Annotated in this window: 6 protein-coding genes; 4 read left to right on the top strand and 2 right to left on the bottom strand. The window is 73.1% G+C overall.

All coding sequences use genetic code 11. From position 1 onward, the window contains the following. Positions 1–73: 73 nt before the first annotated feature. Positions 74–6,073: a beta-ketoacyl synthase N-terminal-like domain-containing protein gene (locus tag NQU55_RS08565; protein ID WP_168091312.1), complete on the bottom strand. Its 6,000-nt coding sequence runs from the start codon at positions 6,071–6,073 to the stop codon at positions 74–76. 732 nt (positions 6,074–6,805) lie between these two features. Here NQU55_RS08565 and ccrA point away from each other — a divergent pair. The 4 genes from ccrA to NQU55_RS08545 all read left to right on the top strand — a co-directional run bounded on the left by ccrA (position 6,806) and on the right by NQU55_RS08545 (position 11,093). Beyond that, entirely contained in the window at positions 6,806–8,158 is a 1,353-nt protein-coding gene (gene ccrA, locus NQU55_RS08560; protein WP_168091313.1) for a crotonyl-CoA carboxylase/reductase, read from the top strand. Between the two features lie 109 nt (positions 8,159–8,267). After that, positions 8,268–9,020 carry a TetR/AcrR family transcriptional regulator gene (locus NQU55_RS08555; protein ID WP_206328944.1) on the top strand — a complete coding sequence of 251 codons (753 nt, stop codon included), beginning with the start codon at positions 8,268–8,270 and terminating at the stop codon, positions 9,018–9,020. Next, the gene (locus tag NQU55_RS08550; RefSeq protein WP_168091314.1) at positions 9,017–10,693 is read left to right on the top strand and encodes an MFS transporter; all 1,677 of its coding nucleotides are present in this window, start codon (positions 9,017–9,019) and stop codon (positions 10,691–10,693) included. Before NQU55_RS08555 ends, NQU55_RS08550 begins: the two co-directional genes overlap by 4 nt. A 67-nt stretch (positions 10,694–10,760) precedes the next feature. Further along, the gene (locus NQU55_RS08545; RefSeq protein WP_168091315.1) at positions 10,761–11,093 is read left to right on the top strand and encodes a DUF6204 family protein; all 333 of its coding nucleotides are present in this window, start codon (positions 10,761–10,763) and stop codon (positions 11,091–11,093) included. Positions 11,094–11,170: 77 nt separating this feature from the next. On the opposite strand, the gene NQU55_RS08540 is transcribed toward NQU55_RS08545, so the two are convergent. Further along, positions 11,171–12,508 carry an acyltransferase domain-containing protein gene (locus NQU55_RS08540; RefSeq protein WP_168091316.1) on the bottom strand — a complete coding sequence of 446 codons (1,338 nt, stop codon included), beginning with the start codon at positions 12,506–12,508 and terminating at the stop codon, positions 11,171–11,173. Positions 12,509–12,535: the final 27 nt, after the last annotated feature.

Here is a 12,535-nt window from a genome sequence, read left to right as displayed (position 1 = left end):
GTGTTCTCTCCTGGTGATCGGCGATGCGCGGCGGGGCGCCGAAGCGGCCCGGGCGCGCCGGTGACGTGCCGGGTTACGTGAGGATCAGGTCGAGCCGGGCCGAACGGACCGGTTCCGCGGCGGGGACGGCCGCGGGGGGCAGCCGCCAGAACCGTCTGCGGTCGTAGTCCGGCGGCGGCAGCGGGGGCCTGCCCGGCTCGCCGGGCGTGCCGGCCGCCAGCACGAGGTGGGCGTTGGTGCCTCCGAAGCCGAAGGCGCTGACACCGACCCGGCTGCCGGGCGGCAGGTCCGCCACCCCGGTGACGGGGAAGAACGGCGACTCGGCGAACGCGAAGCGCGGGTTGGGCCGCTCGCAGTGCAGGGTCGGCACCAGCCGGCCGTGCCGCAGGATCTGCACGGCCTTGATGAACCCTGCGACGCCGGCCGCGCTGAGCAGGTGTCCCATCGTGCTCTTGATGCTGCCGATGCCGCAGTAGCCGCGGTCGTCCGTGTACGTCCGGTGGACGGCCGTCAGCGCCTGGAGCTCGATCGGGTCCCCGATCATCGTGCCGGTGCCGTGGGCCTCGACGTAGCGGACGGTCCGCGCGTCGATCCCGCCGCGGGCGAGCACGCCGGAGACCAGAGCGCGCTGGGCGGCCCCGTTCGGCGTGGTGTGCCCCATGGTCCTGCCGTCGTTGTTGACGCCGGACGACTCGATCACGGCGAGTACGCGGTCCCCGTCGCGCCGGGCGTCGTCGAGCCGCTTGAGCAGCACCATTCCGGCGCCCTCGCCGGGGACCAGGCCGTCGGCGGACTCGTCGAAGGTGCGGCACCGGCCGCTGGGGGACAGCGCCTTGCCGGCGCTGAGCATCAGGTACGGCTCCTCGTCGAACAGCAGGTCCACTCCCCCGGCCAGGGCCATGGACGTCTCGCCCGACGCCAGGCTCTGCGCCGCCAGGTGAATGCTCACCAGGGACGACGAACAGGCGCTGTCGACCACGAGGTTGGGACCGGTGAGGTCGAGGAAGTGCGAGATGTGCGCGGCGACGAAGTTCTGGTTGGCACCCGCGATGTACTCGCGCTTCGGGGGCTGCAGGTGCATGCGGTGGTTGCCCGTCCGGCTGCCCACGAAGACGCCCACGGAGCGGCCCCGCAGCTCGTCCTCGCGGTATCCGGCGTCCCGCAGGCACTCCACCGACACCTCCAGCGCCTTGCGCGCCAGCGGGTCCAGGTGCCGCGCCTCCTCGTCGCCGAAGCCGAAGAACCCCGGGTCGAAGAGGGCGGCGTCGTCCAGGAACCCGCCCCACCGGCTGGTGCTGCGCCCCGGCCCGCCCTCCGGGCTGTGCAGGGACGCGATGTCCCAGCGGTCGGCCGGCACGTCGGTGACGGCGTCGCTCCCCGCCAGCAGCATCTCCCACAGCTGCCCGGGGTCGGCGGCGCCCGGCAGGCGGCAGCCCATGCCGATCACGGCGATGGGCACCGGCTTGCCGTCGGGTGCGGGGACCGGCCGCGGCGCGGCTGTGGTTGCGGGGCTCCCGGCGGGCAGGGGCGCGCTGCCGGCTGCCGGTGCGCCGAGGGCGGCGGCGAGTCCGCCGAGCGTGGGGTGCTCCTGGAGCAGGCTCGGGTCGACCGGGTGGCCGAGTTCCGTTTCGAGGTCCCGGACGAGTTCGGCCATCAGCAGCGAATCCACGCCGACATCGCCGAGGGCGGTCCCGGGGCCCAGCAGCGAGGGGTCGACCTTGGTCGTCCGGGCCACGAGGTCGACGAGCCACCCGAGGCCGGCGGCCGTGCCGGGCACGTCGCCGGACCCGGTGCCGCCGGCGCCGGAGGGCCGGACGGCCGCTGCGGGGTGCTGGACGGCCGGTACGGAGGGCGCCGGAGCGGGCGCCGCAGGGGCGGTGCGCGACGGTGCCAGGTACAGCTCGTCCGCGGCCACCGAGGCGCGCTCCGCACGGCAGGGCAGCAGCACGGGTTCGCCGGGCACCCGCAGGGCCAGGTCGAGCAGTTCCAGGGCGTCGCCCGTGGCCAGGTCGGGGATGCCGAGCGCGCCGCTCGCGCTCGTCCGGTCGGTTCCCATGCCCACGCCGCGCCACAGCGGCCAGCGCAGGGAGCGCACCGTGCAGTCGGAGTCCCCGGCGCGGGCGGCCGCGAAGTCGTCCAGCAGGGTGTTCGCCGCCGCGTAGTCGAGGTAGCCCGCGCCGAGGCGCGGTGCGGCCGCGGCCACGGAGGAGAACAGCACCATCAGGCGCGGCGGCCGCGATCCGAAGGCCGACCACAGCACCTGCAGGCCGTCGGCCTTGGGCCGCAGTACCCGGGCGACATCGTCGGCCGTGCGGGAGAGGAAGGACGCGGGCGCGTCCATCACGCCCGCGCAGTGGAAGACGGCGTCGAGCGAGCCGGCTTCCTTCCGGGCCCGGCCGATCAGCCGGCGCAGCGAGGTGACGTTGTCGAGGGTGTCGGTGCGCACGGTCAGCGTCACGCCGCGCTCGACCAGGCCCAGCAGCGCCGTGAGCCGGGCGCGCAGCACGGGGTCCGTGGACGGGTCGGCCGCGAGGGCGGCCCACTGGTTGCGCACCGGCATCCGGGAGCGGCCGACCAGCACGATGTGCCGGGCGCCGCGGTCGGCCAGGTGGGCCGCCAGGCGCAGTCCGATGCCGCCCAGACCGCCGGTGATCAGTACGGCGCCGCGGCCGATGCCGGCGAGCGGGTCGTCGCCGGAGGGTGCCGGGGCGAAGACGGCCGCCGGGCGGCGGCGCCGGGCGCCCTCGTAGCGGATCTCGGTCTCCCGGTCGGTCGCCGACGTCTCGGCCGCGACGACGGCGGCGAGCGCGGCCGCCCCTCCGTCCACGCGGACGGTCCGCCCGTGGACACCGGAGAACTCGCCGGACAGGGAACGGTAGAAGCCGGCCAGGACCGACCGCTCGGCGCCGCTGACGTGCACGCAGCGCAGCCCGGTGCGGGGCAGGGCGGTCAGCACCTGCTGCAGCAGGGCGATGCGTTCGGCGACCAGGGCGCCGGGGGCGGACAGGTCGACCAGGTCGACGACGCCGGTCAGTCCGTCCAGCGCCGGCAGCGGGCGGCCGGGGACGTGCGCGACGCCCCGCTCGGCGAGCGCCGTGCGGGCGAGCGCCGGGTCGGTGGTGACGACCAGGAACCGGCCGTCGGCGCGGGTGGCCGGTGCGGGCGCGTCCTCCCAGGCGGTGGTGAGGAATTCGGCGCCGGGGATGGGCGCGGCCCAGTGCCGGTCACGGCTGAACGGGTAGGTCGGCAGCGACACCGGCGGGGCGTCGGGGGCCGTCCCCTGCGCACCGGTGTCCGGCAGGGGGCTCTCTGCCGGTGCGCTCTCCAGCACCGCGGCGAGCTTCGTGGCCAGTTCGCCGAGGTCGGCCGCCTCGACGGCGACGCCGTACGGCAGGGCCGCGCGTCCCGTGCGCATCGTGCGGGCGATCGACGCCAGCGCGGGGGCGCCCGGCGAGCGGACCACGTCCAGCAGCGCGGCCACGGCCTGCCGCAGGGCCTGCGGCGTGCGGGCGGACACGGGGACGGACACCGGGCCCGTAGGGGCCGGCGGCACGGGCGCTTCCGGCGCCTCTTCCAGCACGACGTGCGCGTTGGTGCCGCCCATCCCGAAGGAGCTGACGCCGGCCCGGCGGGGCCCGCCGGCGGCGGGCGCCTCCCACGCCGTCCGCTCCAGCTGGAGCCGCAGGGGCGTGCCCTCGGTCCTGATCATGCGGTTCGGGCGGCGCACGTTGCGGCTGGCGGGCAGGGTCCGGTGGCGCATCGCCAGGATCACCTTGATCATCCCGGCGATGCCCGCGGCCGATTCCAGGTGGCCGATGCTGGTCTTGACCGAGCCGACGCCGACGTGCGGTTCCGCGGGACGCGGGTGGCCCCACTGGTCGTAGAGCCGCTCGAAGGCCGTGACCATGCCGGAGATCTCGATCGGGTCGCCCAGGCGCGTGCCGGTGCCGTGCGCCTCGACGTAGCCGACGGTCGCGGGGTCGACCCCGGCCTCGTTGTACGCGGCCACGAGCAGGTCCGCCTGCGCGTCCGGGTTGGGCGCGGTGAACGACCGTGCCCGGCCGCCGTGGTTGACGGCCGCGCCGCGGATCACCGCGTGGACGCGGTCGCCGTCGGCCAGGGCCCGGTCCAGCGGCTTGAGCAGCAGGGCGCCCACGCCCTCGCCGCGGACGTAGCCGTCGGCGTCGTCGTCGAAGGTGTGGCAGCGGCCGCGGGGGCTGAGCACACCGGTGCGCTGGTAGGCGTTGTGCCGCGCGGGGTCGCACAGGACGTTCACGCCGCCGGCGATGGCCTGGTCGCACTCGCCCGCGCGCAGGGCCACGACGGCCTGCGCGACGGCCACCAGGGACGACGAGCAGAGGGTGTCGACGGCGACGCTCGGCCCGCGCAGCCCGAGGGCGTAGGAGACCCGGTTGGCCACCAGGGAGGGGGAGACCGCGACGCTCAGGTGGGGCTCGTCGTCCCCGGCGTGCTCGGCGAGCACCGCGGCGTAGTCGGAGTGGCACACGCCCGCGTAGACGCCCGTGCGGGTACCGGCCAGGGAGGTGGGGTCCACTCCGGCGTCCTCGGCCGTCGCCCAGGCGACCTCCAGCAGCAGCCGCTGCTGGGGGTCCATGAGCGCGGCCTCGCGCGGGCTGATGGAGAAGAACTCGTGGTCGAAGCCGCGGATGTCGTCGAGCAGGGCGGCCTTGCCGACCATGCGGGGGTACGCGGTGGTGTCCCAGCGGTCGGCCGGGATGTCGCGCACGGCGTCCTCGTCCCGGCCCAGCAGGTCCCACAGTCCGGACACGTCCGGCGCGCCGGGGAACCGGCCCGCCATGCCGATCACGGCGATGGGAGTTCCTGCGCCGGACGCGGCCGCGGCGGGCGTCGGCGCGGACGCCGCCGGGGCCGTGGCAGCGGTGGCCGCCGTGGCCGGAGCCCGGTGCTCGCCGCGCACGATCTGTGCCATGGCGGCGACGGTGAACGCACGGAACATGGTGCCGGGGTCGATCTCCAGCCCGGTCTCCTCGCCGAGCCGGACGACGGCCTCCGACAGCGACAGGCTGTCCAGCCCGTAGCCGCGCAGGTCCTCGTCCGCCGACAGCGACCCCGCCGGCCGGTCGAGCACGTGCTCCATCAGTGCCAGGAGCGTGTCTTCGAAGTCGTGGGGAACGTCGGCGGCCTGCGCTTCGCGGCGGGCTCCGCCGGGGGCGGTCGCGGAGGACGGGGCCGCGGGCGCGACCGCACGGCCGCTCCACAGGCCCTCGAAGTCGCCACGCCGGGAAAGGGACTTGACGGTGCGGATCCGGGCGAGCGGCCTGCCGTCGCTCTCCCGCAGCAGGGAGGAAGTCAGGACCACACGGTCGCCTGCTTCCGGCCGGCACTCCTCCAGGCGGTAGTGCACCGCCTCGTCGAGGCCGCAGTTGCCGAGGTAGACGATGTCCCGGCTGACGGTGACGGCCTCGGAGGCCCACTCCGCCCCCGGCACCCGCGACTGCGCGAACTTGCGCTCGCCGCGGTCGTTGATGTGCGGGTACGAGGCGAAGTACAGCAGTCCGGCGGCGTTCACGTCTGCGAACGGATTGAGTTCGTACGTGTCGCTGAACAGTTCCACGCCCTCGGTGACCGCGCCGGCCTGCGCGCGGAACCCCTCGTGGAATTCCAGGAGTCCGGCGTCGGGCCCGGCCGCCGGGACACGCCCCTCGCCGCGCGGCGTGCCGGGAGTGAGCCAGTTGCCGGCGCCACGGCGCACGAAGGCCGTCAGCAGCCGGACGCGAACGTCGGCCGTTGCCGTGGCGAAGCAGACGTCACTGGCGAAGGTCTGCTCGTCGAGCCTGGTCAGCGTGCCGCTCAGCGTTCCCTCGTCGTGTTCGGCGAAGGCGCGCAGCGAGTCGGCCGCGGTGATCCGGGCGCGGACGAAGGCCGGCAGCAGCCGGTTGCCGTCCGCGTCGGCGAGTTCGGCGACGGGCAGTCCGAAGTGCTCGCCGATGAGGGACCAGTGAAGGTCACCGGCCTCACGCAGCAACCAGTTCTCCGACAGTCCGCCGATGGCGAGCGCCGGCAGGCCGAGAACGACCGGACGGGTCAGCATGCGGTTGCGCAAGCGAACCGGACAACGGGCTCAGACACCCGGGAACCACGACCTGAACGCAGCCACGGCAAACAGCAGGACTCCATCATCACATCCCCCTTGTGACGCATTGCTCTGAAGGCCGTGCGAGGCGCGGCGATCCGCCGGCGCGATGGCGGCCCTCAGTGGAACCGTCTGTCACGTGAAGGTCAAACCTGCTGGTCCGAGGCTCGATCACGTGCTTCGACAGAACGCATCTTGGACGATCATTAACGTTTCTGCAAGCGTTGATTTTTCACTTATGACGGATGCTCAGAAACCGGATTCGCCCCCGAACCGTCCGATAGGGCCGTATGGCCCATGGGGGCGGACCGCACGACCCCCTCCCCCCGGGGCCGGACCCGCACGTGGCCGGAATCGATCGTTCCAGGGTGCTGGAACCAGCCTTCTGGAATGGGTACTTCCGCATCTTGCCGTCATGGAACTCTTCACGGCCCCTCTGACGTCTACCTGTTACCCAGGGGAAACCGACGTCGTGACGCGCGGGCGAAAAGACACGAGCCGGTGGCGTACCGTCACCCGTGACGGCGCCGCATTCACGGCCACTGCACTCGTGGCGCCGGCACCCGGCCGCCGACCCCGCCCCGCCGCATCCGATCGGCGCGCGGCGCCGCCGTTTCCCCGAACCCGCTCGGTGCGCCGACCGCGCGCCGACCGCACCACCCGTACGTCTCCCACTTCCGAGGACATCGCATGCAGGACATCGTCAGTGCCATCGTGAGCGGAGAAGCGGCACCGGAGGACTTCGCCGCACTCGCCCTTCCCGGCTCCTACCGGGCCGTCACCCTGCACAAGGGCGAGACGGACATGTTCGCCGGGCTCGCCGGGCGGGAGAAGGACCCGCGCAAGTCCGTGCACCTCGACGAGGTCCCGGTCCCCGAACTCGGCCCGGGCGAAGCCCTGGTCGCCGTGATGGCCAGCTCTGTGAATTACAACACCGTCTGGTCCTCGGTCTTCGAACCGCTGCCGACCTTCGACTTCCTCGCCCGGTACGGAGCCCGCTCCCCGCTCGCCCGGCGGCACGACCTGCCGTACCACGTCATAGGCTCGGACCTGGCGGGCGTCGTCCTGCGCACCGGGCCGGGCGTGCACGCCTGGAAGCCCGGCGACGAGGTCGTCGCGCACTGCCTGTCGGTGGAGCTGGAGTCACCGGACGGCCACGGCGACACGATGCTCGACCCCGAACAGCGCATCTGGGGCTACGAGACCAACTTCGGCGGGCTCGCCGAGCTGGCCCTGGTCCGGGCCAATCAGCTGATGCCCAAACCGGCCCACCTCACCTGGGAGGAGGCCGGCACCCTGGGGCTCGTGGCCTCCACGGCGTACCGCCAGCTGGTGTCCCGCAACGGCGCGGGGATGAAGCAGGGCGACAACGTCCTGATCTGGGGAGCCTCCGGCGGAGTCGGCGCGTTCGCCACCCAGTTCGCACTGGCGGGCGGGGCGAACCCCGTCTGCGTGGTGTCCAGCGAGCAGAAGGCGGAGATCTGCCGCGCCATGGGCGCCGAGGCCGTCATCGACCGCTCCGCCGAGGACTACCGGTTCTGGAAGGACGAGCACGAGCAGGATCCGCGGGAGTGGAAGCGCTTCGGCAAGCGCATCCGCGAGCTGACCGGCGGCGAGGACGTCGACATCGTCTTCGAGCACCCCGGCCGCGAGACCTTCGGCGCCTCGGTCTTCGTGGCGCGCAAGGGCGGCACGATCGTCACCTGCGCCTCCACCTCGGGCTACAAGCACGAGTACGACAACCGCTACCTGTGGATGTCGCTGAAGCGGATCGTCGGCTCTCACTTCGCCAACTACCGCGAGGCGTGGGAGGCCAACCGCCTCATCGCCAAGGGCAGGATCCACCCCACGCTGTCGCGGACCTACGCACTGGAGGAGACCGGGCAGGCGCTGCACGACGTGCACCGCAACCTGCACCTGGGCAAGGTCGGGGTCCTCGCCCTGGCCCCGCAGGAGGGACTCGGCGTGCGTGACCACGAGTTGCGCGAGAAGCACCTGACGGCCATCAACCGCTTCCGCGTCCCGGCGCCGCAGGCCGGCTGACCCCCGCTCGCGCAAGGGCTGCCACCGACCCTCCGGGGACGGTGGCAGCCCTTCGTCGTACGGACGGCCCTTCCCGGCTTCTTGACTCCGCTTCAGATACAGGACTGTATTGAGATACATTCTCGTATCCCAGCGGCTCGCCAGGGAGGCGATCACCATCACCAAACGGCTCACCCGGCAGCAGAGCCGGGAACTCACCCGTGAGCAGCTCCTGCGGTCGGCGGCCGAACTCTTCGCCGAGCAAGGGGTGAACGGCACCTCGGTCGAGCAGATCGTGGAGCGCGCCGGCTACACCCGCGGTGCGTTCTACGGCAACTTCAAGGGAAAGCACGAGCTCGTCCTGGCCCTGCTCGACCAGCGGACCCGGCACGAGCTGGAGGAAGTCCAGGCGATGAGCCGCCGGGCGGGCTCCTACGACGAGATGATCGAGCACCTGCGCTCCTGGCACGTCGAGCGCGACCGCAACCTCGCCGGCTGGCTCGCCCTGCGCACCGAACTCTGGCTCTACGGACTGCGGGACAGCCCCGAGCTGCTGCCGGTGCTGGCGGACCTCGAGCGCCGCTCCCGCACGGCCCTGGCCCAGGGACTGGAGCAGGGCTTCGCCGCGCGCGGCGTGAACACCCCGGCCCCCGTCGAGCTGCTGGCCCTCGTCGTGCACGCGCTGGACGACGGCCTGGCCATCCAGCGGGTGCTCTCCCCCGCCGACAGCAGCACGGACACGGTCGTCGACGTGGTGGAGCTCCTGATGAGGTCCTGGACCGCTCTGGCCGGCACCGGCGGAGCACAACCCTCCGGCATGCGCCCGTCCGACACGCACCCGTCCGACACGCAACCATTTGACGACCTGGAGAAGAATCCATGAACAAGGCAGGGCAGACGGAGCAACCGACCGCCCCCGAAACGCCCTTACTGCCCGACGCTCCCGAGCCGGACCCCAAGCGATGGCTCGCGCTGACCGTCCTGCTGGTCGCCACCTTCATGGACCTGCTCGACTCCAACATCATCACGGTGGCGATCCCCAGCATCCAGCGCGACCTGGGCGCCTCGGCCGTCGCCGTCCAGGCGATGACGGCCGGATACACGCTGAGCTTCGCGGTCCTGCTGATCACGGGCGGCCGGCTCGGTGACATCTTCGGCCGCAAGCGGATGTTCCTCACCGGTGTCGCCGCGTTCGTCGTCGCGTCGGCCCTGTGCGCCGCCGCACAGAACACCGAGATGCTGGTCGCCTCCCGCGCGCTGCAGGGCCTGGCCGCCGCGATCATGGTGCCCCAGGTCCTGGCGCTCATCCACGTCACCTTCGCGCCCCAGGAGGTCGGCCGCGTCGTCAGCCTCTACGCGAGCATGATCGGCCTGGCCATCGTCTCCGGTCCGGTCGTCGGAGGCGCCCTCGTCGAGTGGAGCCCGCTGGACCTCGGCTGGCGGAGCATCTTCGTCGTCAACCTCCCCATCGGCGTGGCGGCCCTGGCCGGTGCGGCCGCGTGGATGCGGGAGACGAAGTCCCCGCACGCCCAGCGGCTCGACATCGTCGGCATGCTGTTGGCCATCGTGGGCCTGCTGCTCCTGATGCTTCCCCTGACGCTCGGGCGCGAGCTCGACTGGCCGGTCTGGAGCATCGTCGCGCTCGTCGCCGCGCTGCCCGTCCTCGCGCTGTTCGTGGTGCATCAGCGCCACAAGACCCGCAAGGACGGCTCTCCCCTGGTGAGCCTGTCCCTGTTCAAGGTCCGCGCGTTCAGCGCCGGCATCGGCGTGCAGCTGCTCTTCAGCGCCATCCCCGCGGGCTTCTTCCTCAGCTGGACGCTCTACCTGCAGGGCGGCCTCGGCTGGTCCGCGCTCCACACCGGTCTGACCGCCATTCCCTTCTCGGTGTGCGTACCGCTCGTCGGCGGCCTGACCGTGCGCAAGCTCTTCCCGCTCTACGGCCGGTACTGCCTGCTCGCGGGCGCGCTGAGCATGCTGGCGGGCGTCGTCTCGTACGCCTGGGCCGCCGGCCACCTGGGCTCGGACATGACCTCGTGGCACGCCGCCCCGTCCATGGTCCTGCTCGGTTCCGGCATGGGCCTGCTGATGCCCCCGCTGACCGCGCTGGTCCTGCGGGAAGTCAAGCCGCAGGAGGCCGGTGCCGCCTCCGGCATCATCAACGCGACCGGTCAGCTCGGCGCCGCGCTGGGCGTCGCGATCATCGGCGGCATCTTCTTCTCCGCCCTGGCCGGCAACGCCGGGCCCCAGGCCGACCGGGTCCTTCCGTCCCACCCGACGGTGGTCGCCGAGCAGGCCGCGGGGGTCAGGACCTGCGCGACCGACTCGCTCGGCCAGGACGACCTGACGAAGGTGCCGGGCAGTTGCACCACGCTCGTCGAGAAGAGCGACCCCGCGCAGGTGAGCGTGGTCGGCAGCGCGCTCGGCGAGATCCGCACCAAGACGTTCGTCGCCACCTACAGCGAGACCCTGTACTGGGCCGCCGCCGGTCTCGTACCGGTCGCCGGCCTGCTGTTCCTCCTGCCCCACCACCGGGTGCGGCGGGAGGAGACGGCCTAGGCCGCGCGCCGGCCGGCAGCACGCCGGCCGAAGGCCCCGACACCCCACGCATTTGGAGACACCCGACATGAGCAGTACGACCTACCAGGTCCTCACCAAGGGCAAGTTCGCGCAGCTGAGCGATGAGCAGCGCGTTGCGCTGCAGGCCGTCGCGAGTCAGCACGACGTGTTCAGCGCGCGGTTCACCGAGGAGGGCACCGTCACCTACGAGCGGGCGCTCAACGGATTCACCTTCCGCGTGCTGATCCCCGCCGACGAGAAGGACCCCGAGGCCCTCGTGCACGGGATGGCCGAGGAACTGTGCACCGCCGCCGTCCGCCGGCTCGGGGCCGACTGCCGCGACCTGCAGTCGGTGTCGACCGACCGGGCCAGCATCAAGATCAACCGCAAGGGCCGCTGACGCCCCGCAAGCACGGAAAAGCACCGGAGGCCGTGGGCCCGGGTCCGTACGGACCCGGGCCCACGGCCTTCCCGCTGTTACGCCGCCGCTCCGGCCGGCACCGGCCTGGGCAGGCGCGCGGCGCCCAGCACCGCGGCCTGATACGGAGTCAGAGCCGTCGCGGGCCCGCCCGGGAACAGCGCGGACCAGTCCGGCTCGCGACCGCAGGCGTAGAGCGCGCCGAGCGAGGAGAGCACCGACCGGCGCTCCTTCCCCCGTCTGCCCGAGGGCAGCAACCAGCCCTCCCGTTCGCCGTGTTCGAGCGTCTGCCGTACGGGACTGAGCAGCACGGGGTGCGTGCTGATCTCGACGAACACCTCGTGCCCCGCGGCGAACAGGTTCTCCACCGCGGCGGCGAACCGCACCGGCTCGCGGAGGTTGCGCATCCAGTACCCGGCCCCGAGCCCGGTGCCGGGCACCGGCCCGGCCGTCACGGTCGAGTACATCGGTATCCGGGTGGGCGCGGGTGCCAGCGACTCCAGGGCGGAGCCGAGGTCCTCGCGCAGTTCGTCGACGTACGGGCTGTGGGAGGCGACCGTACTCCTGATCACCCGGCAGTAGACGTCCCGCCGGTCCAGGTCCTCGACGAGCGCGGCGAGCGAACGGGCGTCACCGGCCAGGACGGTGGAGCGGGGACTGTTCTCCCCGGCGACGCTGATCGCGCCGCCGCTGGCCGCGGCGACGGCCTGCGCCTCGTCGGGCGAGAGTTCCGTCGCGGCCAGCGCCCCCTTGCCGGCGATCCGGCGCAGCAGCGCGCTGCGCCGGCAGGCGATCATCATGGCCTCGCGCAGGGTCAGCGCCCCCGCGGTGTGCGCCGCGGCGATCTCCCCCATGCTGTGCCCGACCACCGCGTCGGGCGTCACGCCCCAGCTGCGCCACAGGGCCGTGAGGGCGATCTGCAGGGAGACCACCGTCGGCTGCAGGAAGTCCAGTTCGCCGAGCCGGGACTCCCCGTCGGGCAGCCGCAGCTGCCCGGCGGCGGAGAAGCCGGCGAACTCGCGGACCAGCTCGTCGCAGCGGTCGAACGTGTCCCGGAAGACCGGTTCGGTGGCGAGCAGTTCGCGGCCCATGCCGTGCCACTGGGCGCCCTGCCCGGCGAAGACGAACACGAGCCGGGGGCGCCGGGCCGCGAGTTCCGCCGGGAGGCGCTCCGCCTCGCCCGCGCACACCTCTTCGAGCTGCTGCTCCAGGTCGGCGTACGATTCGACGGCGAGCGCCACCCGGTGCGGGCCGGCCGTGGACGTCGCGGCGTCGTGGCAGTACCGGGCCAGCGGCGGCAGCGACCGCCCGGCCCGGACCCGGTCCAGGTGCGCGTGCAGGACGGCGGTGAGGAGGTCCTCGCTGCCGGCGGCGACGGCGAACAGCTGGGCGCTCACGGCTCCCCCCTTCGGTCGGAACGGCCG

It is taken from the genome of Streptomyces telluris (genome assembly GCF_024519335.1).
In the GTDB taxonomy this organism is placed as follows: domain Bacteria; phylum Actinomycetota; class Actinomycetes; order Streptomycetales; family Streptomycetaceae; genus Streptomyces; species Streptomyces telluris.
This window is presented reverse-complemented; position numbering and strand designations above follow the sequence as displayed.

Coding starts and splice junctions, on each gene's coding strand:
- NQU55_RS08565 (WP_168091312.1), bottom strand. CDS start 6,073: ATGCTGACCCGTCCGGTCGTTCTCGGCCTGCCGGCGCTCGCCATCGGC.
- ccrA (WP_168091313.1), top strand. CDS start 6,806: ATGCAGGACATCGTCAGTGCCATCGTGAGCGGAGAAGCGGCACCGGAG.
- NQU55_RS08550 (WP_168091314.1), top strand. CDS start 9,017: ATGAACAAGGCAGGGCAGACGGAGCAACCGACCGCCCCCGAAACGCCC.
- NQU55_RS08545 (WP_168091315.1), top strand. CDS start 10,761: ATGAGCAGTACGACCTACCAGGTCCTCACCAAGGGCAAGTTCGCGCAG.